Below are 22,918 nucleotides of genomic sequence, written 5' to 3'. Positions count from 1 at the left end.
ATTTTCGTCTCCTGCCTGAGTGTGCGACGTTCGTGGCACGCGCGACTCAGGAAAAATCTCCAGATATATTTATAATTCGGACTGCGATATAGATAAGGTGAATCCCTCCCGGGATGATCGAAGAAGGTGAAAATGACAGCGCGAACCGTATGGCCGCGTAGACCTGAGATGCGGGCGCACCGTGGCGCGCCCGCACAGCGCGTTACTGCGCGAGGAAGTCCAGCACGAGGCGGTTGAACTTCTCCGCGTGTTCCCATTGCGCCCAATGACCGCAGCGGCTGAACACATGCAGTTCGGCGTTTTGAAGGCCCCACAGCATGCGCAAGCCGCTGTCGAGCGGAACGAAGCGGTCGTCGCGGCCCCAGGTCACGAGCGTCGGCGCCTTGATCTCCTTGAGGCGGCCGCTCAGATCGGGTAGCCAGTCAGGGTTGGCCTCGACGCTTTTGACGAAGTTGTCGAGGTGCTCGCGGTGCTCCATCATGTTGTCGAAGCGCTGGCGCACGAGTTCGTCGGTCAGTGCGGACGGGTCGAAAACGAACACGTCGAGCATCTTGCGCAGGTTCTCCATCGTGGGCGCCTTGTAGAGCCCGTAGAGCAGCTTGATGCCTTCGAGCGGCATGGGCTGGAACAGGCTCGGACCCACGCCGCCGCCGCCCATGATAACGAGCTTGCCCACGCGTTCCGGCCACGCGAGTGCGAACGCAAGGGCGTTGCCGCCGCCCATCGAGTTGCCGATCACGTGGACGCGCTCGATGTCGAGCACGTCGAGCAGGCCTTTGAGCGAGGTGGCGTTGAGCACGGCGCGCGAGCCCTTGTCACAGACGACCGGATCGCTCTTGCTCCAGCCGGGGCAGTCCGGCAGGATCACGCGATAGCCGGCGTCGACAAAGGCATCGACGTTGCGGTGGAAATTGCTCCAGCCCGAGGCGCCCGCGCCCGAGCCGTGCAGCATCACGACGGCGTCGCCCGTGCCCGCGTCGTTGTAGTGAACGCGCAGCTTCAGCCCGCCTTCGTCGATTTGCGCGAATCGGCTGGTATTCGCTTCAGTCCATGCTGTCATGGCTAGTCTCCTGTGTTGTTCCGTTGCAGGTTGATAAGTCGAGGGGCGTGCCCTCAGTCAAAGCGGATCGAGCAGCCGCCGAGGCCGCCGATCGTCACGCGCAGGTTGTCGCCCGCGACGACCGGCACCATGGCGCCCAGCGCGCCCGAGAGAATCACCGAGCCCGCCTCGAGCGTCGTGCCGAGGCGCCCGAGCATGTTGGCGAGCCATGCCACCGCGACGACGGGCGAGCCCATCGTCGCTGCGCCCGCACCCGTGGCCGCGACCGCGCCGTTCTTCTCGAGCACCATGCCGCAGGTGCGCATGTCGAGCGCGCGCGGATCGACGAGCCGATCGCCGAGCACGAACAGGCCGCATGAAGCGTTGTCGGCAACGGTGTCCTGAATCCGGATCTTCCAGTCGCGGATGCGCGAATCGACGATCTCGAAGCAGGCCATCACGCCTTCGGTTGCGGCGATCACGTCGGCGGCACTCACGCCCGGACCGCGCAGATCGCGTTTAAGCACAAAGGCGATCTCGCCTTCCGCTTTCGGCTGAATCAGCGCGCGGCTGTCGATCGCCGCGCCATCGTCGCGAATCATGCCGTCGAGCAACTGGCCGAAGTCCGGCTGATCGACGCCGAGCATCGTCATGACCGCCTCGCTCGTCACGCCGATCTTTTTACCGACGATGCGCTCGCCGCCCTCGACGCGATGTGCGATCAGGCGTTGCTGCACCCGATAGGCGTCTTCAAGCGTCATCTGCGCATGGGCCTGCGTGAGCGGGTCGATTGCGTTGCGCTCGCGCCATGCGGTGTAGAGGCGCTCGCCAAGCGTGTCGAGTGTCGTCGTGTCGAGCGTCACGCCGCTTGCTCCTGGCACGCCGGCGCTTCGGGCAGGTTGTAGATGAACGGCGGCACGCCCTGGCCGAGCAGGTAGCCGCCCAGCACACCCGCGTTATCGTCCTCGTTCTGCGTGATGTGGTTCGCGGCCACGAGCATGGCGCGCATCCACAACTGCACGGGGTTGCTTAGCCCGATCGCGCGTGCGCTGAGCTTCTTCCAGAGCATCATCGAAGCGTCGAGGCAGTCCTTGCCGCAACGCTGGATTTCGAGGAAGTGGAACACGCGGTCATGCAGCGGCACCAGTTCGCCGCGCTGCACATGCGCCGACGCCTCTTCGAAGACCTGCGCGAGGCGTGCCTGAGCCGAGCGCACGAGCAGGGCGGCGTTGCCGAGTTTGTCCTTCACATAAGGGTTCTGCGCGGCTGCGCCCGCAGGGCCCATGATGTTCTGGCGCGGCTTCATCTGTTCGATGTAGAGGTCGATCATGCCGCGCGCGAAGCCAATGATCACCGACGATACCGATGCATAGAACACCTGATTGAACGGATGCAGATACGGTGTTTCACGATCCGTCATCGTGTAGTCGATGACGCTGTGCGAGCGGTAATCGGGAATGAAGGCCTCACCCTTGATGCGCACGCTCTTGCTACCCGTGCCCGCGAGGCCGACCACGAACCAGTCGTCGATGATGTCGTAGTCTTCGCGCGAGACGAGGAACGAGCGGGTATCGCGCCGGTTGCCCTCGTCATCGAGCTCGAACGCGCCGAGAATCGCGCCGCCCTGCGCGTGGTCGCAGCCGCTCGAGGTCTTCCACTCGCCGCTGAGCATCCAGCCGCCATCCACCTTGCGGCACTTCCCGAACGGTGCATAGGACGAGGCGACGAGCACGCTGTTGTCCGCCGCCCACATGTCGTTGCCCGCGCGCTCGTCGAAGAGGCCGAACTCCCACTGATGCACGCCCAGGATCATCATGTTCCAGGCACTTGACGGGCAGCCGCGGCCCAGCTCCATCAATACCTTCGAGAACACGCAGGGATCCATTTCCCATCCGCCCCAGCGTCGCGGCTGGAGAATCTTGAAGAAGCCGGCCTCCTTGAAGGCGTCGATCGTTTCCTTCGGCACGCTGCGGGCTTTTTCGACTTCGGCGGCGTTGGCGCGCAGGGCCGGAATCATGGCGCGCGCGCGTTCGACCAGTTCGGTTACGCCCGGCGCGCAGGGGGTTTCAGCTTGATTGATGGCGTTCATGTCTTGTCTCCGTTTATGGGTTCGTGCGGGTGAATTGTCCGAATTGGCCCTGCGCATAGACGAGCGGGGCGGCGAGCGTGTCGCTCGTCGCGACTCGCTCCACTTCGCAGATCAGGATGGAATGGGAATGGGCCGGCACGATCTCGACGATGCGGCAGGCAAAGCTCGCAAGCGCACCGGCAAGCGCGGGCGGCGTGCCGTGCCATGCGCCATGCGCGAAGCGTTCCGTGCCGCTCACCTCGGGCACCATGCCGGCGAAGCGCCTGGCGACTTCGGTGTCTTCGGCGGCCAGCACGTTCACGCATAGCGTGCGCGTTTGCTCGAAGGCCGTGTGTGCGTAGACCTTGCGGTTGACGCACGCGAGCAGGCGGGGCGGATCGGCGCACAGCGAAGTGACGGCGGTGGCCGTGAGGCCGACCGGCATGCCGTCCAGCTCCGAGGTGAGCACGCAGACGCCGCCGGCGAGACTGCGCATGGCGTATCTGAAATCATCCGGCGAAGCATGCCCCCCTTGAACGGGCGATGGGCAGGCAGGAGTATCGATCTGCATGATTCGTAATCCGAATTATATGAAGCACGTGTATTGCGGGGAAAACGGCTGAGGCTCAGCGGGCGGGCGGTTGAGGGCGATGTCCCCAGTCGCTGAGCTGGCTATAGTTCTTCACTTCCCAGGCGGCGGCGTCGATGACGATGCCGCCATGGCCGTATTCGAGGCCGAAACCAGACGGCGTTTCCACGTAGAACGAGAACATGCGATCGTTGGGATGGTGGCCGAGGCCCGCGTGGATTCGCAGGCCCGCTTTCACGCAACGATCGTAGGCCATGCCGACGTCGTCCATGTCCTGGACCTGCACGAGCACATGATGCAGGCGCTTCGGGAACGGCGCGGCCATGGTCGCGAGCGAATGATGGCGGCCCGTACGGGTATGGAAGAACGTGGCGTCGACGGTGGCGCCGGGTACGGTATGCGAGTCGCGGATCGTGTCGCTCACGCGCAGGCCCAATACGTTGCGGTAAAAGTCGAGGGACTGCGCGTAGTCGCGCGCGACCGGGAGAATGTGGCCCATGCCAAGGCGTCCGGTCTCGAAGCCCGCCCCCTTGAGCAGCGGCGAGCGAAAGGGCGTGGAAATGGGCGCGTGAGTCGGGCCGAAATAAAGCTCGTGTGTGAAGCCGTTGGGGTCGTCGCAGACGAAAATGCGCTCCACCTGCCGGCTGGCCGCGAGTGCGCCGTCACCCTCGCGCACCGCGACGCGCCGGGCTGAGAGGCGCTCGACGTAGGCCAGCAGATCATCGTGAGTATCGAATTGCCAGCCGGCGGCGGCGATATCGTCATCGTGCCCTTCTTCGAGCAGGATGCGCTGGGCGTGCTCGTCCATCCGCAGGCCGAGCGAACCAGGCGTGCGGCGCCCGGGCATCAGGCCGAGAATGCCGACGGCGAAATCCTCCCAGCGCACAAGGTCACTGACTTTGAAAACGACGTACCCGAGGCTTGAAAGCTCCGACATGATGTCTCCTGTTGATTGATTTTTTTGCGCCGGCGTTTGAACATCGCGGCGCGGCTCTCTTAAAGCAATGGCCGTGCCAGCGCTATGATGTTGCAGCGTATGCGGTGTATTTCTCCCCTCAATCTCCGTGAATTCGGGGCATTCGAAGGGTTCGCGTACCGGCGACGGTCGCGCCGCAGCAACGTGCGAGGAAGCGCGAGTGCTTGAAATTGTTCGGTCGATGTCAAAAAATAGACGCCGGCTGCAAATTTTTGGTGTGCGCGCAACGAACTGGCCAGATCAACTGCTCGTTGAGGCGTGCGCTATGCCACGAGAACGAGAATGAAGACGGAGACGAAGGTGAAGAGGAGCTATGCAAGTCAGGATTTCCCCGACATTGCGCCGATCAAGGAGCGGCTGCGATTCAGGACCGAGCGAGCCGAAATTGTGCTGGGCGATCAGCGGATGATTCTGATGCATATCGCGTCGCTCAACGATTTGCGCAGCGAGTTGATTGCTTCGCTCGGCAGTCAGACGGCGCGCACCCTGCTGACCCGTATCGGGTTTTCCACGGGTACGCGCGACGCACAACTGGCGTTGCAACTGCATACGCCGACGGAAAACATCTTTCACCTGCTTGCGCGCGGCGGCCAACTGCACGCCTTGCAAGGCGTTGCGCTCGTCGAGATGATCAGCTCGGACATCGACATCGAGAAGGGGCGCTGTACGCTGGAGTTCTTCTGGAAGCATTCGTATGAAGACGAATGGCACACCGGGACGCACGATACCCAGTCCACGCCGGTGTGCTGGCTCGAAACCGGCTATGCGAGCGGCTACCTGAGCGCCTGCGTCGGCAAGCTGATGATCGTGCGCGAAGTGGAGTGCAGGGCGATGGGTTTCGACGCCTGTCGTGTGATTGCGCGTCCAGCGAGCGAGTGGGACGACGCCGAAGCGGATCTGCAATTTTTGCAGGCGCCGGTTTTTCCCGAGGCGCTTGTTTCAAAGACGCGCAACCCCGCGGGCGAGCACCGCACCGCGCTCGCGGCGCTCGAACAATCCAAAAGCCGCTCGGATATCGTGGGGCTCTCGCCGGCGTATCAGGCCGCGGTCGGGAAGATCAATCGCGTTGCGGGAACCGGCGCGACGGTGCTGCTGCTAGGCGAAAGCGGGGTGGGCAAGAGCACGTTCGCACGGCTGTTACATGAACAAAGCCAGCGGGCCGGCGGCCCTTTCGTCGCTGTCAATTGCGCCACGATTCCCGAAACACTGATGGAATCCGAATTATTTGGCGTGGAGCGTGGCGCGTTCACCGGCGCGGACGCCGCGCGCGCCGGGCGTTTTGAACTGGCCGAAGGCGGAACGCTATTTCTCGATGAAGTTGCCACCTTGCCGCTCATTGCGCAAAGCAAGCTGCTGCGTGTGCTGGAGACCGGGCAATTCGAAAGACTCGGCAGCGGCGTGTCGCGTCAGGCCAACGTGCGGATCGTCGCCGCGACCAATGAAGACCTGTGGGAGGCGGTTCGCGCCGGGCGCTTCAGGGAGGATCTGTTCTTCCGGCTACATGTGTTCCCCATCGAGATTCCGCCGCTGCGTCAGCGCAAGGAGGACTTGCCGGTTCTCATCGAGCATTTCATGCGGCGCTTCGCCACGGCCTATGGGAGAGCCGTGTACGGCTTGACGCCGGAAGCGATGTCGATGCTGCTCGGCTACGCGTGGCCGGGCAACATCCGGGAGCTTTCCAATGTGGTCGAGCGCGCGGTGATTCTCGCCGAAGACGGCCGGGCGCTCGACGCCGTGCATGTGGTGCTCATGAAGAATCTGCCGCGTGAGAGAGCGGCCATTTCGCACCCGGCCGCACCGGAACCCCCTCATGCGAGCACTGCGCCGGCTTCAGCGGAGCGGCGTTCGCATTCGCTCGTGGAGATCGTCGGCGCCTTGATCAAGGATCGCGGGCTGACGCTCGACGACATGGAGAACACGATGGTCGAAGCCGCCATCGCGCATTCGGACGGGAACATGTCGCGCGCAGCGGCGTTGCTCGGCATTACGCGGGGCCAACTGACTTACCGGCGCAAACGCCTGGTGGAGGAGAGCGCGACGGTCGACGACTCTGATCGTGACGGGTAAGCCAGCAACGAACTCGCGAGAGCCTGCCTGGTGATCGACCAACCGCTTGGGTAATGCAAGCACCGGCAGTCCACCCATCGAGAAACACGCGGCCAGCGTATACGCACGCATCAAAAGAAATGCTGCACGCCAACGCGCAACGAGGCCTGATTGCTGCCCGACGCCGGCGACAAGGACAGCAGCGCCGCATGCGCGCCGCCCCCGGCATGCTGGAAGGTCGCTTGCGCGTACAGCATCGTGCGCACGGAAAGATGGTACAGATTCGAGAGCCCCGCGGTCGTGTAGTTCTTGCCTGCGAACCAGGTTCGGTATCCGCCGAGCAAGACCGTGTCGAACGGCGTGACGTTCCAGTCCACGCCGAGTTCCGCCGTTGTCGCGTTGGCGGCATCGGTTTCGCTCGCGATGCGTGCGGTGTCGAGCACTGCATGGAAGGCCCACTGCCGGTTAGGCGAATACGTGCCCGCCACGCCGAAGATCCGCGAATCTCTCGCCTTGAATGCCGCGCCGCCCGAGAGATCCTGGCCGAGAAAGCTGTCGTAGCCGAGTGATGTGTGCAATGCGTACGACTTGTCGCGGGTGTCGCTGTAGACCGCGCCGAGTTGCAGCGCCGACGACTTGTAGAGGAGCGCTGCGCCCACGTAGCGGCCCTGTCCCGTCGAAGCATCGCTGAAACCGTACATGGCGCGTGCCGATACGCCATGCCACGGAACGCTTGCGTATTTCACCGTGTTGTTCACGGTCGTGACAGCGTCGTTGTCGATGTTGGCGGGGTGATAGAGGAAGTAGTTGTACTGGACCGCGCCGTTCGCGTTGGGCAGCAAGACGTCGTCGGTCAGATCCCATTGCTTGCCGAGCGTCACGGTGCCCCACCGGTCGTCGCTCAGGCCGACGAACGCCTTGCGGCTGAACAGCACGCCCGACGAGGCGAGCGCGCCGGTATTCGAAAAGAAGCCGTTTTCAAGCTGGAAAATTGCTTTGGTTCCACCGCCGAGATCTTCCACGCCTTTGAAGCCGAACTGGTCGGGCACGGTGATCGGCCCCATCACCCAGGCAGTGCCGCCCTTCACGTTGCTCACGTAACCGATGCCTTCGTCAATGCTGCCATACAGCGTCAGGCTCGATTGGGCGCACGCCACGGAAACATACGATCCAAACAGCACAATGGCGAGAAATTCTCTGTTGTAGAGTTTCATGATGGTGATTCGATACATGAAGCAAGCGAAGGCGACGCGAATGCCGCCATGGGAGAGCGGGCCGCGACTGCGCGGGCCCACCGACGCAATGCGCGTTCGTCAGAACTTGGTGCGGATACCGGCGATCACCTGCGTTTCCGACTTCGTGCTGGAAGCGGGCGTCGTCACGATCTGCGCGTATTGGGCGCTGCCGCCCGCGCGTTGGTACAGGCCGACCAGATACAGGTCCGTGCGCTTGCTCAGGAAATAGTCGACGCCGAGATTCACCTGGTTGTAGTGCGGCTTGAGCGCTTCGGACGATTCCCCGAATGTGTAGATATAGGCGGCGCCCACCAGCAGCATCGGCGTGATCTTGTGGGTCACGGAGACTTCGACGTTGTTCAGACGCAGTCCCGTGGTGTCGAGGTAGTTGAACAGAACGTTCGTGTACGAAAGCGTGGTCTGCAAGAAGCCGAAGTCGTAGCCTGCGCCCACGCCCAGGATGCGTTGCTTCTCGACACCCGCGCCGCCGGCGCTGGTCGCGAACGGCGAGGTGTAGCCGTACGAGTCGCCGATCGCGCCACCGGTGTTCGTCGAATCCGGGTGGTTGTATTGCGACATCGCGGCTGAGAAGCGGAACGGTCCGCGCTGATACGACAGGCCGCCGCTGAATGCGCTGTTGTTGTTGAACGCACCGGCCTGATTCGAAAACGCGTACTGCGCCGCGAACGACAGCCCGTGCAGCGTCGGCGACACGTAACGCACGGAATTCTGCAAGCGCAGCACGTTGAAGATGTTGTCGTTGTCGCCCACGTGTGCGCCGTAGGTGGCGAACTGCACCGCGGAAGAGGTCCAGTTCAACTGCTGCGTCATTTCATCGTACTGGCGGCCGAGCGTGATCGTGCCGTATTGCGGCGTGGTCAGACCTACCCATGCCTGGCGGCCGAACAGGCGGCCGCCTTGCGAGGCGCTGCCCGAGGTGATGGAAAAGCCGTTTTCCAGCACGAAGATCGCGGCGACACCTCCCCCGAGATCCTCTTTGCCCCGCAGTCCCCAGCGCGAGGGCTGCTGCGGTCCGCTCGTCATCTGCGTGAGGGATTTTCCGCCGGCGTTCGAGGAATAGCTGATGCCCACCGAAATCAGGCCGTAAAGCGTGACGTTGCTTTGCGCGTGAGCGGGGCGTGAGGTGAGCACACCCATGCAGACGATGATAGCGACCGTTATATAAAAAGGAATCCTTAACGATAGGGGTGTGGCACGTTGAAGTGGTTGCATGCGGTTATGGGTTTAGGTATGGGGAAGCGGATCGGCGCGATGTCGCCCGAGCGCGGGGAGGGCGCGCGGTGCGCGCCGTACCGGGTGTCAGGTGCTGCGTGTTATGCGTTGCGGGGACGGCACAGGCTGATGGCGAGCGCGGCGACGAGACCGGAGGCGGCGAAAGCCACGAAATTGAGCCGCACGTCGAGATGCGAGGACGCGAACCACGCGCCGAGCATCGGCCCGGCCATGGCGCCGAACCGCCCAATGCCCACTGCCCAGCCCGTCGCGCTGGCGCGGGCGAACGGCCGGTAGAAACTCGCGATATAGCCGAGCTGAACCATGGCCACGCCGATGCTGCCGAGCCCGGCCAGCGCCACGAGCGCGTAATTGGTGAGCACGCCGCCTTTCACGGTCAATCCGCAGATCGCGAGCGCACCGATCACATAGCCGCCGACGATCGTTTTGCGCGGTCCTAACCGGTCGCCGACGCGGCCGATCAGAATGCCGCCGATCGCCGAAGAGAGCATGAACACCGCGAGAAACGAAAGACTCGAACCGAGGTCGTAGCCGAGCTTGCGCATGAGCTGCGGCAGCCAGGTGCCCAGACCGTAGATCACGAGCACGGCGGCCACTTGCGCGACCCAGAGGCAGAGCGTCGACCAGAGATTGCCGCCCGAGAACACCTCGCTGAACACGAGCCGCAGCGAAGGTTTGACCGGCGCTTCGCCGGGCGCCGTATCGAGCGAGGCAATCGACAGGCCGAGCCGTTCGGCGAGCGCGTCGGCCTCGCGCCGCTTGCCGCTCGCAAGCAGATAGGCGAGCGACTCGGGCAGCATCATCACGAGCGCGGGAACGCCGAGCAGCGGCAGCGCGCCCAGCGCGACCACGAAACGCCAGCCATGCGACTCCAGAAACGCGATGCCGATCACGGCCGAGACCAGCGCGCCGATCGCGTAGCCGGAATACATGATGGCGAAATTCAGATTGCGTTTGGCTGCCGGTGAATATTCGACTGTGAGCGCCGCCGCCGCGGAAATCACGCCGCCAAGACCCAGCCCGCCAATGAAGCGCATGACGCCGAACAGGAACGGCGTCGGCGCGACGGCGGCGCCGAGCATCGACAGCGAAAACAGCGTGACGCACGCAATCAGCAGACGTTTGCGGCCAATCAGGTCGGTGAGCACGCTGATGAAGTACGAGCCGAACAGCGTGCCGAACAGCGCCGCGCTGCTCATGGCGCCGACTTCGATGGGCGTGAGCTTCCAGACCGGATCGGCGAGCATCGAGGGAACGATCGTGCCCATGACGCCGATGTCATAGCCTTCGGTGACGATCGTCAGGAAACAAAGGGCCAGCACGCGGCGCGTGGTGCTCGCGGGCGGGTCGAGGGCAATAGCGTGAGGACTTTCGGAGATGGCCGCCATGGGGTGACTTATTCGAACGAAACTGCCGGAAAGAATCAGGCAAGCGCCGTGCCAGTCCTCGTGCGTGACCTTGCGGCGCGCAATGCGGTGCGATCGCGCACCACATTCCTGGGGCTTGCCTGCCCGGCGCAGGACATAGCTTCAGTCTGCGCTCGAATAAAGAATGTCATTCCATATTGGTTGCGTCAAAGATTTCAAAAAAGATTTGTGCCTGGTTCGGGAAAATCCCTAGGGCATGCGCTGCGTTTCAGGCGGATTCGGGCGGTGCCTCGCCGAGCAGCAGCGTGGTCGTGAGTTGGGCGATGCGCTGGATGTCACGATGGTCGCCAATGCGCTGATTGATGACGAAGCCGTCGAAAGCCATCCAGATCACATGCGCGAATAGCTCGCCGCCAAGCGCCGCGCCGCGCTCCGGGGGCAGCGAATCCTTGAGCAACTGGGTGAGGAAATTCTCCACCGAAACCAGCAGGCTGTTGGGCTTGGCGAGGCCCGCCGGCGCGCTCGCGAGCGCGTCGATCAGCGCATTCGCGAAGGCATTGTCGGCGGCGGGAATGTCGCCCCAGATGCCTTGCAAGATGCGTTCGACTTTCTTGCGCGGCCCGTTGAGCAGCGCGACTTCCGCACGCAGCCGGTGCAGTTGCTCGATGAGCCAGGGCTCATAGATCTCGTAGAGAATGATGAGCTTGGAGTCGAAGTAGACGTAGAGATTGGCGACGGTGGTGCCCGCGAGGCGGGCAATTTCGGTCATCGTCGTCGCCGAATACCCCTTTTCGCTGAAGGCGCTGAAGGCGGCCGTCAGGATTGCTTCGCGCTTGACGGCTTTTTTAATTTGCGGCAATTGAGGTCTCTCGGTTGGAGTGGCTGTAACCCGGTGCGGCCAATTCTATCAATCAGCGCTCGTGCGACGCCTGTATCACGAAGCCGCGGCTTCGTTCAGCACCAGTGCGACGATCAACGCCGCGACGGCCTCGATGTCGCGCACGTCGCCAAGACGCCGGTTGATGACGAAACCGTCGAACGCCATCCAGATCAGCCGCGACAGCATCGCTTCGTCCGCACACGAAACGCGCGCGCCCGATTCGATGCCGATGCACTCGCGCAGCAGCGCGCCCACGGCGACCTCCATCTCGTGCAGGAACGCCCCCGAGCGTTGCGCACCGGAGCGGCGCTGCGCGAGTGCGTCGATCAACGCATTGGCGAAGTTCGTGTCGGCGCCAGGGATGTCATGCCAAAGTCCGACGAGCAACCGGCGTAGCCGCTGCTCGGGCCCCGCCTGCGCGCGCACCTCCACGCTCAATGCTTCGAACTGGTTGCGCAGCCACGGCCGGAACACCTCATAGAGGAGCGCCAGCTTCGAATCGAAATAGACGTACAGATTGGCGGCCGTCATGCCGGCCGCCGAGGCGATCTGTGCCATCTTCGTCGCCGTGAAGCCCTGCCGCTGAAAGAGTTCGAGCGCGGCTTGCGCAATCCGCTCCCGTTTGTCGCCGTTCATTGCGTTGCCCCCAGTCGCGGGGAGCCGGACCGGCGCCCCGTTTCGCTCATGGATAAAAAAGCCCTTGACGGACAAATTTTTCCAAAACAGAATATCATTCATTATTAAACGATGTTCGTTTTTGAGGTGATGCCATCGTGTCCACGACCTTGTTGTCCCCCGAAGTCCCCGCACCGGCAGGCACGCTGACCGGCCGCTATCCCGAGCTTGGCTCCGGAACGATCCCGGTCGAGCCGTACATCTCGCCCGACTACTACGAGCGCGAAAAGGAACACATCTTCAAGAAGACCTGGCTGCACGTCGGCCGCGTCGAGGAAATCCCGAAGGCCGGCGACTATTTCGTCAAGGATCTGGCCGCGTGCGACACGTCGATCATCGTGGTGCGCAACCGGCAGGGCGAGATTCGCGCGATGCACAACGTGTGTGCGCACCGCATGAACGAGATCGTTTATGACAAGTGCGGCAACACGCGCAAATTCTTCTGCAAGTTCCACGGCTGGGCCTACGACCTCGACGGCAATCTCACCGGCGTGCCCGACGAAAAATGCTTTTTCGGGCTCGACCGCGAGCAGTTCGGTCTTGCGCGCGTGGCGTGCGAGGTGTGGCAGGGCTTCATCTTCGTGAACATGGACCCGAATCCGTCGGTGTCGCTCGCCGACTACATGAAGCCGATGTTCGGCGATATCGAAGGCTATCCGTTCGACAAGATGACCGCGGGTTTCGGCTGGCAGACCGTGGTGAACTGCAACTGGAAGCTCGCGCTCGACGCGTTCCAGGAGGCGTACCACGTCGCCTATGTGCACGGCAATTCGATCGCCGACGCCATCGACAAGACCGAAAACGAAAGCATGCCGCCGCTCGATGCGTTGTGCGGCGAGTTCCATCGCCGTCTCTCGCTCGCGGGCAACCAGAAGTCCGTGTACGGCAACCCGAAGGCCGTGACCGAGGGCGGCGCCGCCGCGCAAGCCGCGTTGTCCGACGCGGGGCAGAAGCGCCCGATCGCGGCCGCTGCGCTGCGCGCGGGCATCGGCAGCGCGAAGCATGCGTTCCCGCTCGACGCGTTGCCCCCTGGCGTGAACTGGACGAAAAGCCCGAATTGGCTGTTCGACATGAACGTGATCTTCCCGGACTTCTATGTTTCGCTGCGCCCGAACTACTGCCAGGCGTACAACTTCCGACCGATCTCGCACAACCAGACGCTGGTCGACGCGCGCGTCTACTACCCCGAGATGACGACACCGGGCGGGCGCTTCTTCCTCGAATACATGAAAGTCGCACTGCGCGACGTGCTGCTGGAGGACTTCAGCACGCTCGAACGCACGCAACGCGCCGCGGAAACGGGTGCCAAGAAGGTGATGGTGCTTCAGGACAACGAACTGCTCGTGCGCCACGCTTTTCACGTCGTCGAGCGCATGCTCGCGCAAGGCGCCGCCGCCGAAGCGGCCGCCCGATCCGCTGTCGCGGCCTGAACAGGAGTCCGAACATGAGTCTGAATACGAGTCCGAACATGAATGCCGCGCTGCCCGCCCAGACGGTGAATTTCGTCGCGCGCAAGGGGCCGGCCGCGCGCGCGCTGCCGGCCGGCTTCGAATCGCTTGCGCCCTTCGTTGAGACCTGGGCGCTCGAAACCGAAACACAGCGCAACGCGCAGCGTCACGCCGTTGGCATGGAGGCGATTCTCGCGTTTCGCGACGCGATCCTGCCGCAGGTCGACGACGTCGTGGCCTACCTGAACGGCTACGCGCTGGCGACGCTCGACGAGCATCCCGAAGCCATGACGCTGATGTACCTGCTGCTCTCGCTCGCCGAGATCGCGCCGGCCATCGAGTTCTACAACCAGCCGGCCGTGATCGACGGATACGAGTCGGCGCGTTTTCGCGCCGACGAGTCCTTCGTCATGCGTCCGTTGCCCTGAGCGCTGTCGGCCGGCGCGTCCGGCCCGTTTTTGAAGGAGCTGCGAAATGGCGAAATGCCGCGTGTTCGGTATCGACCACGGTTTGAAAACCGTCGTTGAAAACGGCCTGTACATGAAAACGATGATGGGCGAGACGATGAGCGTCGCCGTCATCAAGTTCGTCGAGCAGGAAGGCACCCACCTGCCCGCGAAGGCGCACGACCATGGCGAGGAAGCCTCGCTTCAGGTGCTCGGCACGTGCTCGATCTTCGAGGTGCGTCCCGGCGTGTCCGAGGTCGAGCGACCGCTCGCGCAAGGCGACGCGGTGATCATTCCCGCGGGTCTGAGCCACTACGGCAAGAACGGCTACGGCCCCGAGGGCGTGAGCATGAGGCTCAATATCGTGTCGCCGCCGCGCGCGGAATACGCCGCGCAGGACGAGACGCCGTACTACCCGCTGGCAAACCGATAACCGATGAAAGAGGGAGCGCAAATGAAATCTGGCGCTGACATGGCGGCCGACGGCATCACCACGCTCGCCGCCGCCGGGAGCTGGGGCGCCGCGCACGATGCGCGTGATGCGCGCGCGCAAGGCGAGTTGCTGGCCGCGGAATTTTCGGTCTTCGCTGCGGGCGAAGTGCGCGAAGACCACGCCGATGCGCGCGGCGAGGAAGTCGTCGCGATTCTCGAAGGCGAATTCGATATCGACGCGGCGGGCGAGCACTATCGTCTCGTCGCGGGCGAGGCGATCCTGATTCCGCCGCGTGAGCCGCGCCGCTTCGCGTGCGTCGCTGCGCGGGGCGTGCTCTATCGAGCCGGGCTGCGCGCCGAATCGCGAAGCGCGTCGTCGGCCGCTGCATGAAGGAGGACGCATGAGTCACGATCCTTCAACCCATAACGCCCCCGCGCATGTCGTCGTGGTCGGCGCGGGGCACGCGGGCGGGCGCGTCGTGCAGCATCTCGGCGCGCTCGGGTTCGCCGGCCGCATCACGCTGGTCGGCGACGAGCGTCATCCGCCTTACGAGCGCCCGGCGCTCTCCAAGGAATGGCTCACGTGCGAGCAGGAGCCGTGGAGCGAGGCGGCGTCGGCCGCATCGACACCTGCATCGACACTCACGCTTGCACCCGGTGCGTTCTGGGAAGCCTCGGCGCTGCGCGATGCGCGCATCGACCGCCTGCACGACCGCGCGGTCGCGCTCGACGCGGCGCAACGTGTGCTCACGCTCGCGAGCGGCGCGCAACTGCCGTTCGATCGGCTCGTGGTGGCCACGGGCGGCGCGCCGCGCGACGGCGCGATTCCCGGCGCGCGGCAGCCCGGTGTGCATCTGCTGCGCACGATCGACGACAGCGTCGCCTTGCGCCGCGCCCTGCGCGAGAGCCGGGGGCTCGCGATCATCGGCGCTGGCGTGATCGGCATGGAAGTCGCGTCGTCCGCGCGTGAACTGGGCGTGCCGGTGACGGTGCTCGAAGCGGGGCCGCGCGTGCTCGCTCGCTGTCTGCCGCCCGCGATGTCCGAGTGGCTGGTGCATGAGCATCGGGCGCGCGGCGTGCGTGTGGAACTGGGCGTGGCGGTGGAGGAAATCGCCGCCGGTGACGAGGCGAATGGCGCCGGCCAGCCGGGCCGCTATGTCGTGCGTTGCCGCAAGGCGAACGTCGACGCGGACGGTGATGCCGCAAGCGCGGGCGCGGCGTTCGACGTCGCGGCCGACACGATCCTCATCGCGATCGGCGTTGACTGCACGCCGGCGTTTCTCGACGGCACCGGCTTCGCGGGCCGCCAGGGCGTCGATGTCGACGTCACGTGCCGCAGCCCGCGCGCGCCGTGGCTGTACGCGGTCGGCGACGTCGCGCACGTGCTGGGCGGCGCGTCGCCATCGCAGGGGCTGCGTCAGGAAACGTGGCGCAACGCCGAGAACCAGGCGCTTGCCGTCGCGCAGTCGATCGTCGGCGAGCCGCGGCCTTATCGCGAGACGCCCTGGATGTGGACCGACCAGCTCGGCTACAACATCCAGGTCGTGGGCCAGCCCGATCCGCGCGACGAGGTCGTCATGCGCGGCGAGCCCGGCGCGGGACCGTGCGCGGCGTTCAGCGTGCGCGACGGACGCGTCGTGGCGGGCGTGCTCGTGAATGCGGGCCGCGAGCGGCGCTTCCTCGAAAAGCTCGTCGAAAGCGGCGCGCCCGTGGATCTCGCGCGTCTCGCCGATGCCCGCACGCCGCTCAGGGAGCTTGCGGCATGAACGCCAATTCGATGGGACTCGCGCTCGCGCACGACCACTCGGACGAGGCGCGCGACGTGACGCTCGCCGCGCTGGCTGCGCGCGTGGCGCGGCTCGAAGCGATCGAGGCGATCCGCGCGCTCAAGGCGCATTACGGGGCGCTCGCCGACGCGAAGTACACCGACGACTATCGCAAGATCGACGCCGGTGCGCTCGTCGAGATCGCGCGCCAGCAGGCGGAGTGCTTTACCGACGACGCCGTGTGGGCGGGCGGCGACGGCTTCGGCGGCGACCTCGTGGGCCGCGAAGCGATCGCGCGCTGGTTTCTCGCGTCGCCGTGGCGCTTCGCGATGCATTACTACGTGAGCGAGAGCTTGCAGGTGGACGCCGTGCGCGGCGAAGCCGAGGCGAGGTGGCGGCTGATGCAGGTGGCGCTGCGCGAGGGCGAGAGCGCGCAGGCGGGCGCGGTATGGCTCGGCGCGGTGACGACCGAGCGCTACCGGCGCGACGCCGCGAGCGGCCTCTGGCTCATCAGCTACATGAAGTTCGACACGCTCCAGATGATGACGCTGGCCGACGGCCCGTTGCCGATCGCCAGAAGTTTCGCGGACCTCGACGCACTGCGCGTCGCCCGCGAGCAGCACAACCCGCGCAACCCGCGAACCCAGGATAGTCAGTCATGACAGAAGTCGTTTCGTCGCCTTGCGCGACCCATACCGGCGCCGATCCGGCGTCACGCTGCTGCGGCGATTTCGTCGCCGGGATCGCCGAGCATGCGTGCGAGGTGTTGCAGAACACGCCCGTCAACGCCGAGTACCGGCACATGATCGTGGCCGCCCCGCCAGGCGCCGCCAACGCGCAGCCGGGCCAGTTTTTCCATCTGGCGTGCCCGCCGGGCGCGTCGGGCTCGACGTTTCTGCGCCGGCCGATGAGCGTCTACGGCGCCGATCCGCGGCTCGGCACCGTCGAGTTTCTCTACAAGGTGCAGGGCGCCGGAACGCAGGGCCTCGCCACGTTGCAGCCCGGCGACACGCTCGACGCGCTCGGGCCGCTCGGCCAGGGCTTCGCGCCGCCGAAGGACGCGCGCCACGTGCTGCTGGTCGCGCGCGGCGTGGGCCTTGCCACGCTCTCGCCGCTCGCCGCGCACGCCATCGCGCGCGGGGCGAGCGTGACGGCGGTGCTGAGCGCGCGCAGCCCGGCGCTCGTGATGTCCGCCGAGCGCTTGCGCGCGGCCGGCGCGACGGTGCATATCGTGACCGACGCCGACGGCAACAGCGACCCCGTGCAACTCGAAGCGCTGCTCGACACGCTGCACACGCAAAAGCCGTTCGACTTTCTCTCGACCTGCGGCTCGAACCGCCTGCTCGTGCTGCTGCAAAAGCTCGGCAAGGAATGGGGCGTGGCGGGGCAAACCGCGATCGAGCAGCACATGGGCTGCGGCATCGGCTCGTGCTATGCGTGCGTGCGGCCGTTTCGCGAGCACGCGCAATCCGGGCGCCTGACGTTCCGGCGCGTGTGCTGGGACGGTCCCGTCTTCGACTTGCAGGAAACGACATCATGGTAGATCTGAGCGTCAAGGTGGGCGCACTCACGCTCGCGAATCCGGTCATGCCCGCCTCGGGCACCTTCGCCGACGGCAACGCGCGCGTGTTCGACCTCAATTGCCTCGGCGCGATCGTCACGAAGACGATCACGGCCGATATCCGCGAAGGCGTGCCGCCGCCGCGCGTCGCCGAATTCAAGGACGCCACGCTGTTTTCGATCGGCATCCCGAGCAAGGGCGCGGACTACTACGTCAACACGACCGTGCCGTTCTACCGGCGCTACACGCCGCCCGTGGTCGGCAGCATCTCCGCGAATTCCGCCGATGAATTCGGCGAGCTTGCGGCGCGCATCGGCGCGAGCGGCATCGCGGCGATCGAGGCAAACGTCTCGTGCCCGAACCTGAAGAAGAACGGCAAGGCGTTCGGCATGGACCCGGAAGCGACCTTCCAGGTGATCAGCGCGATGAAGGCGAGCACCGACATTCCGGTGTGGGTCAAGATGACGCCGAACGCGGGCAACCTGGTGGAAGTGGCGCTCGCGGCGCAGGCGGCCGGCGCGGACGCGCTGGTGTGCAGCAACGCGATTCTCGCCATGGCGATCGACGTCGAAACCTTCAAGCCGCGCGTGGCCAACGTGATGGGCGGCCTCACGGGCGCGGCGACCAAACCGATCCTGCTGCGCATGGCGTATCAGTGCGCCCAGGCGGTCGAGATTCCGGTGATCGGCTGTGGCGGCATCAGCACCGCCGAAGACGCGATCGAGTTCATGCTCGCGGGCTGCACCGCCGTTCAGGTCGGCACGGCGAATTTCGTTTCGCCCACCGCGATGCCGCGCGTGATCGAGGGCATGCGCGCGTTCTGCGAGCGGCGCGGCATTGCGCGTATCGCCGATCTGATCGGCGCGATGAAGCAGCACGACGTCATCAACCTTCAAAAGGAGTATGCGCTGTGAAGGTCATTCCCATTGCCTCCGCGTGCACGCGCACGCTGCACGCCGCGCACGCCGTAGTGGAAACGGGCGGCGCCGCGCCCGTGGCTGCCGACGCATGGCGCCTCGTTGGCGCGGTCGAGGCCTGCTTCGACGGTAAGGATTGCCTGGGAGTCACGATCGACTCGGTGAAGGTGGGCCTCTTTCGCATCGACGGCGAGATCCACGCGCTCGACGATATCTGCACGCACGGCAACGCGCTCTTGAGCGAAGGCTTTCTCGACGGCCACGAGATCGAGTGCCCGCTGCACGCGGGACTCGTGGATGTGCGCACCGGCAAGGGCACGACGTCGCCGATCACGCGCGATACGCGTTGCCATGAAGTGCGTATCGACGACGGCAATCTCTATGTTCGCCTGAGCCGCTGACATGACCGACGATCGCACTTCATTCATTGCCCGCGCGCCGCACCGCCCAAGGATCGCGGTGATCGGCACGGGCGGCACCTTCGCAATGCACGCGCGCGATCCGTTCGACTGGATCGAGTATTCGGAAAGCGGTATTGTGCATCCGATCGATACGCTGCTGGCCACGCTCGGTGAACTCGCGCCCGACGTCGACCTGCTGCCGGTCACGTTTCGCAGCCTCGGCAGCGTCGCGATCCGGCCCGCGGACTGGGTCGAGCTCGCGCGCCTGATCCGCAGCACGGCGCGGCGCGATCCGACCATCACGGGCTTTATCGTGACGCACGGCACGGCCACGCTCGAAGAAACGGCGTGGTTCCTGCAACTCGTGCTCGATATCGCGCAGCCCGTGATCGTGACCGGCGCGCAGCGGCCCGCCAACACGGCGGGCAGCGACGTGCTCGCCAATCTGCGCGGTGCGATCGCCGCCGCGCGCGACCCCGCGAGCGCCGCGCATGGCGTGCTGGTTGCGATGGACGGCGCGCTGTTTGCGGCGCGCGATGTGACGAAGGCGGCCAGTTTCGAGCTTCATGCGTTCGAGTCGCCGGGCTATGGTCCGCTCGCACGCATCGACGCCGACGCGCGCGTGACCTGGCGGCGCGGCGCGATGCCCCGTCCTGGCACGGGCGACGGCGCGACGCCGTGGTTCGATCGCGCGCTGCTGGAAGCGGATGCGGCGGTTGTGCTGCCGCGCGTCGATATCGTGATGTCGTATGCGGGTGCGGACGGTGTCGCCATCGAGAGCTTCGTGGCGGCGGGCAGCATGGGACTGATCAGCGCGGGGCTCGTGCCGGGACGTCCCTCGGCGGGCGAGGCGAGCGCGTATCGCCAGGCGGTGGAGGCGGGCGTCGTCGTCGTGCAGTCGAGCCGCGCCGCGCGCGGCGTGGTGCCGCCGCAGGCGTTCCTCGCACGCGACGGGGTGATCGCGGGCGGCGATCTGAGCCCGCAAAAACTGCGCATCGCCCTGATGCTCGCGCTCACGCTCCACGACGCCACGGCGCACGACGCCGCGCATCAACGCGAACGAATCCAGACGCTCTTGCTGGCGTTGTGACACGATGACCGAAGCGCCGCGCCTTGTCCGCCGCGCTTCGGCACACAAGGAGGTCAATCGAATCATGCAGTTTTCCTATCTCGTGACCTGGGTGCACGCCGACGCGTCGGCGCGCATGGCCGCCGACGATCTCGCGCGTATCGCCGCGATCGTCGAAGCCACGCCGGCATTACGCCGCGCGCGGCTGTACACGCCCGAATCGGCGGACGACTACTACACGCAGGACGGCCCCTCGCCGATCTTCGCGATGCAACTCGACTACGACACGGTCTTCGATCTCGAAGCGCCGATCGCCGCGGGCGGACACTTGCAGGCGCTCGCGAGCGCCGGCCTGCCGAGCCTGGCGGGTTGCCGCGTCGAGCAGCAAGCGATGCTGCGGCGGCCGTTTCCCGTGGCCGATGCGCAGGCGCGCGTGCCGCAAGGCGCGTTGCCGTGCCAGTTTCTGGTTCACTATCCTGGCCATGCGCTCGACTTCGACGAGTGGATCAACTACTACCTCACGCATCATCCACAGATCATGTTCGACTTTCCGGGCGTGCGCGAGATCGAGATTTTTACGCGTATCGACTGGCTCGATGCGATGCCGTGGACGCGCGTGCACTACATGCAGCGCAACAAGCTGATGTTCGACAGCGCGCAGGCGATCACGGAGGCGATGCACTCGCCGGTACGTCACGCCATGCGTCAGGACTTCGAACAATTCCCGCCGTTCGAGGGCAGCAACATCCATCATCCGATGGCGGCGCGCACCATGCACTTCGTCAAGTGAGGCATTCGTGAGCATAGGATACGGACATCTGGCGCGCATCGGCCATCTCTATCCGTCGGGCGGATTGTGCGACTTCGAAATTCAGGCGATGGCGCCCGAGGGCGTGCAGTTCGTCACCACGCGCCTGCCGTTTCGCGACACGTCGATCGAATCCGACCGCACGCTGATCGACGACATCGAAACGCACGCGCAATTGCTCGCCGACGCGAAAGTGGATCTGATCGCCACGAACTGCACGGCGGCGGGCGTCGTCAACGGGCCCGAGGCGATCAACGCACGCGTGGAGGCGGCGACGCAGATCGCGGCGGTGACGACGATCGAAGCCGTGCTCGCGGCCTGCGCCGAACTGGGCGTGAAGCGGCTCGGCCTCGTGACCGCCTATGGCGAGCACGTGGTGGCGACGGAAAAGACGTTTCTCGCCGCACGCGGTTTCGAGGTGGTGGTGGACGCGAGCCGCGCGTGCACAACCCCCTACGAGCAGGGCACACTGCCCGAGCAAACGTGGCTCGAGCTCGCCACGGCATTGCCGCGCGAGTTCGACGCCGTGCTGATTAGCTGCGCGGGCATCCGCGTGAGCGGCGTGATCCAGGCGATCGAGGACACGGTGGGACGTCCGGTCATCACGAGCAATGCCGCATTGCTCTGGTATTGCCTGAAAAGACTGAATATCGGTGAGCGGCCTGTGGGCTATGGGGCGTTGCTGGCCTGAGCCCGCTCCCACTGACGCTCGCAGTCACAAATGGCACGCCGCTAATACCCCAGGCGAACATCCACCAGATCCTCCAGCGCGGTGCCTGCGGAAAAGGCCTTGAAATTGCGCGCGAACTTGCGTGCCAGCTCCTGGGTATTGTGCGGGCCGATCGCCGACGTATGCGGCGAGAGCCGGACGCGGGTGTGCGTATAAAAGCGATGGCCTGCGGGCAAAGGCTCCGGCTCGGTGACGTCCAGCGAGGCGCGGCCGATGACACCCTCGTCGAGGGCTTCGAGCAGCGCTGCGTCGTCGATGAGCGAGCCGCGCGCGATATTGATCAGGTGAAGCCCTGGCTTCGCGAGCTTGAGCGAGGCCCGGTTGACGATATGGCGCGTCGATTCCGTAGCGGGTGCCGCCAGCACGAGGTGGTCGGATTGCTGCAACAGCTCGCCGATGTCCGCCACAAAGGTCACGCCAGCTACGGCGGCCTGATTCGTCGTACGGCGGCGCACGGCGAGAACCCGCGCACCCAGCGCGGTCGCTTTCTGCGCAACCGCCTCGCCGATCGAACCGAAACCGAAGATGCCGACCGTACTTCCCGCCACCGTCGCGAGCGGCGACATCTGCCATTCGTGCGCATCGTGAATCCAGATGTCGGGCAGACGTTTCGCGTGCGAGAAGATCGCGGCCAGCACGAATTCCGCGATCGCCTGCGATGCGGTGCCGCGCGCCGTTGTGACGGGCGGCCCGTCGAAGAACCAGCGCGGATAGAAGTCGATTCCGGATGAACCCAGTTGCACCCAGCGCAGTCCGAACGGCCAGCCGGCAGGGGCATGCTCGGGCGCCGTCGCGCCCCTCACGATGATCGGCGCGGCGACGAGGATCGATGCATCGTCCGGCAATCCCGGCGGCACACCGCGTGGAATGCCGATCACCTGCGCATCGGGCAGGAGGGCGCGCACGGCGTCGTTGAAGGGTTCGGGAAGCTGACTCGCGATCGTGACCATGGATGTACTTGAGATTGTCGGTAAAGCGCCGTGCGCGATGGGCGGCCTCGATGGGATGGCGGCGAAACGCGTCGCGGCTGGATACACGAGGCTACGGTTTGATCGCACGCTCGACAACGAACGAATGCTGAAAAACATATGAAGCGCGTCACGCTGCGGTTGAATGGGCGGCCAGCCGTATTCGCTTCCAGAGGAAACCAAAGATTGATTTGTTGGTTTGGCGGGGGCTGACTTTTTTTTAAGCTCGCATGCCGACAACCA

24 protein-coding genes are annotated in these 22,918 nt (G+C 65.1%); 13 read left to right on the top strand and 11 right to left on the bottom strand.

Annotated elements, in window-relative coordinates; genetic code table 11:
* Positions 1–202 precede the first annotated feature (202 nt).
* The 5 genes from C7401_RS24380 to C7401_RS24360 all read right to left on the bottom strand — a co-directional run bounded on the left by C7401_RS24380 (position 203) and on the right by C7401_RS24360 (position 4,633).
* A complete protein-coding gene (locus tag C7401_RS24380; RefSeq protein WP_112173979.1) occupies positions 203–1,060 on the bottom strand; it encodes an alpha/beta fold hydrolase in 858 nt (285 codons plus the stop codon).
* A 53-nt stretch (positions 1,061–1,113) separates the two neighbouring features.
* Positions 1,114–1,902, bottom strand: a complete 789-nt coding sequence (dmpE, locus tag C7401_RS24375; protein ID WP_112173978.1) for a 2-oxopent-4-enoate hydratase — start codon at positions 1,900–1,902, stop codon at positions 1,114–1,116.
* Entirely contained in the window at positions 1,899–3,128 is a 1,230-nt protein-coding gene (locus C7401_RS24370; protein ID WP_112173977.1) for an acyl-CoA dehydrogenase family protein, read from the bottom strand. Before C7401_RS24370 ends, dmpE begins: the two co-directional genes overlap by 4 nt.
* A gap of 13 nt (positions 3,129–3,141) precedes the next feature.
* The gene (locus C7401_RS24365) at positions 3,142–3,603 is read right to left on the bottom strand and encodes a flavin reductase family protein (protein ID WP_181565672.1); all 462 of its coding nucleotides are present in this window, start codon (positions 3,601–3,603) and stop codon (positions 3,142–3,144) included.
* A gap of 130 nt (positions 3,604–3,733) precedes the next feature.
* Positions 3,734–4,633, bottom strand: coding sequence for a VOC family protein (locus C7401_RS24360; protein WP_112173975.1), 900 nt, complete (start codon positions 4,631–4,633; stop codon positions 3,734–3,736).
* A gap of 321 nt (positions 4,634–4,954) precedes the next feature.
* On the opposite strand from C7401_RS24360, the gene C7401_RS24355 reads away from it, so the two are divergent.
* The gene (locus C7401_RS24355; protein WP_112173974.1) at positions 4,955–6,739 is read left to right on the top strand and encodes a sigma-54-dependent Fis family transcriptional regulator; all 1,785 of its coding nucleotides are present in this window, start codon (positions 4,955–4,957) and stop codon (positions 6,737–6,739) included.
* A 110-nt stretch (positions 6,740–6,849) separates the two neighbouring features.
* On the opposite strand, the gene C7401_RS24350 is transcribed toward C7401_RS24355, so the two are convergent.
* The 5 genes from C7401_RS24350 to C7401_RS24330 form a co-directional block, all read right to left on the bottom strand.
* Positions 6,850–7,932 carry a porin gene (locus C7401_RS24350; RefSeq protein WP_181565671.1) on the bottom strand — a complete coding sequence of 361 codons (1,083 nt, stop codon included), beginning with the start codon at positions 7,930–7,932 and terminating at the stop codon, positions 6,850–6,852.
* A 99-nt stretch (positions 7,933–8,031) separates the two neighbouring features.
* Positions 8,032–9,111, bottom strand: coding sequence for a porin (locus tag C7401_RS24345; RefSeq protein ID WP_112173972.1), 1,080 nt, complete (start codon positions 9,109–9,111; stop codon positions 8,032–8,034).
* A gap of 176 nt (positions 9,112–9,287) precedes the next feature.
* Positions 9,288–10,595: an MFS transporter gene (locus tag C7401_RS24340; protein ID WP_112173971.1), complete on the bottom strand. Its 1,308-nt coding sequence runs from the start codon at positions 10,593–10,595 to the stop codon at positions 9,288–9,290.
* Between the two features lie 247 nt (positions 10,596–10,842).
* Positions 10,843–11,433: a TetR/AcrR family transcriptional regulator gene (locus tag C7401_RS24335; protein WP_112173970.1), complete on the bottom strand. Its 591-nt coding sequence runs from the start codon at positions 11,431–11,433 to the stop codon at positions 10,843–10,845.
* Between the two features lie 75 nt (positions 11,434–11,508).
* Positions 11,509–12,090, bottom strand: coding sequence for a TetR/AcrR family transcriptional regulator (locus C7401_RS24330; protein WP_181565670.1), 582 nt, complete (start codon positions 12,088–12,090; stop codon positions 11,509–11,511).
* Positions 12,091–12,227: 137 nt separating this feature from the next.
* Between C7401_RS24330 and C7401_RS24325 the strand changes: the two genes are divergently transcribed.
* The 12 genes from C7401_RS24325 (at position 12,228) to C7401_RS24270 (ending at position 21,668) form a co-directional block, all read left to right on the top strand.
* Positions 12,228–13,559 (top strand): aromatic ring-hydroxylating oxygenase subunit alpha, encoded by a 1,332-nt coding sequence (locus tag C7401_RS24325; RefSeq protein WP_258397214.1) that lies wholly within the window; start codon positions 12,228–12,230, stop codon positions 13,557–13,559.
* A gap of 14 nt (positions 13,560–13,573) precedes the next feature.
* Positions 13,574–14,005, top strand: coding sequence for a hypothetical protein (locus C7401_RS24320; protein ID WP_258397213.1), 432 nt, complete (start codon positions 13,574–13,576; stop codon positions 14,003–14,005).
* Between the two features lie 46 nt (positions 14,006–14,051).
* On the top strand, positions 14,052–14,456 hold the full coding sequence (locus tag C7401_RS24315; RefSeq protein WP_112173967.1) for a cupin domain-containing protein: 405 nt from the start codon (positions 14,052–14,054) through the stop codon (positions 14,454–14,456).
* 21 nt (positions 14,457–14,477) lie between these two features.
* Positions 14,478–14,846, top strand: coding sequence for a cupin domain-containing protein (locus C7401_RS24310; RefSeq protein ID WP_112173966.1), 369 nt, complete (start codon positions 14,478–14,480; stop codon positions 14,844–14,846).
* A 10-nt stretch (positions 14,847–14,856) separates the two neighbouring features.
* Positions 14,857–16,221: an NAD(P)/FAD-dependent oxidoreductase gene (locus C7401_RS24305; RefSeq protein ID WP_112173965.1), complete on the top strand. Its 1,365-nt coding sequence runs from the start codon at positions 14,857–14,859 to the stop codon at positions 16,219–16,221.
* Entirely contained in the window at positions 16,218–16,883 is a 666-nt protein-coding gene (locus tag C7401_RS24300) for a nuclear transport factor 2 family protein (RefSeq protein WP_112173964.1), read from the top strand. Before C7401_RS24305 ends, C7401_RS24300 begins: the two co-directional genes overlap by 4 nt.
* On the top strand, positions 16,880–17,764 hold the full coding sequence (locus C7401_RS24295; protein ID WP_112173963.1) for a dihydroorotate dehydrogenase electron transfer subunit: 885 nt from the start codon (positions 16,880–16,882) through the stop codon (positions 17,762–17,764). The genes C7401_RS24300 and C7401_RS24295 overlap by 4 nt, the downstream gene beginning before the upstream one ends.
* A complete protein-coding gene (locus tag C7401_RS24290; RefSeq protein ID WP_112173962.1) occupies positions 17,758–18,696 on the top strand; it encodes a dihydroorotate dehydrogenase in 939 nt (312 codons plus the stop codon). Before C7401_RS24295 ends, C7401_RS24290 begins: the two co-directional genes overlap by 7 nt.
* Positions 18,693–19,100, top strand: coding sequence for a non-heme iron oxygenase ferredoxin subunit (locus tag C7401_RS24285; protein WP_258397212.1), 408 nt, complete (start codon positions 18,693–18,695; stop codon positions 19,098–19,100). The genes C7401_RS24290 and C7401_RS24285 overlap by 4 nt, the downstream gene beginning before the upstream one ends.
* A gap of 1 nt (position 19,101) precedes the next feature.
* On the top strand, positions 19,102–20,190 hold the full coding sequence (locus C7401_RS24280; protein WP_112173961.1) for an asparaginase: 1,089 nt from the start codon (positions 19,102–19,104) through the stop codon (positions 20,188–20,190).
* A 64-nt stretch (positions 20,191–20,254) separates the two neighbouring features.
* Positions 20,255–20,959 carry a hypothetical protein gene (locus tag C7401_RS24275; RefSeq protein WP_112174039.1) on the top strand — a complete coding sequence of 235 codons (705 nt, stop codon included), beginning with the start codon at positions 20,255–20,257 and terminating at the stop codon, positions 20,957–20,959.
* Positions 20,960–20,966: 7 nt separating this feature from the next.
* Positions 20,967–21,668: a maleate cis-trans isomerase family protein gene (locus C7401_RS24270; RefSeq protein ID WP_112173960.1), complete on the top strand. Its 702-nt coding sequence runs from the start codon at positions 20,967–20,969 to the stop codon at positions 21,666–21,668.
* A 41-nt stretch (positions 21,669–21,709) separates the two neighbouring features.
* Here C7401_RS24270 and C7401_RS24265 read toward each other — a convergent pair whose 3' ends face one another.
* A complete protein-coding gene (locus tag C7401_RS24265) occupies positions 21,710–22,915 on the bottom strand; it encodes a D-isomer specific 2-hydroxyacid dehydrogenase family protein (RefSeq protein WP_220092846.1) in 1,206 nt (401 codons plus the stop codon).
* Positions 22,916–22,918: the final 3 nt, after the last annotated feature.

Origin of the sequence: Paraburkholderia unamae, assembly GCF_003268775.1 — a bacterium.
GTDB classification, from domain to species: Bacteria; Pseudomonadota; Gammaproteobacteria; order Burkholderiales; family Burkholderiaceae; genus Paraburkholderia; species Paraburkholderia unamae.
Note: the sequence above shows the minus strand (reverse complement) of the source record. Positions and strands in the feature narration are given on the sequence as shown.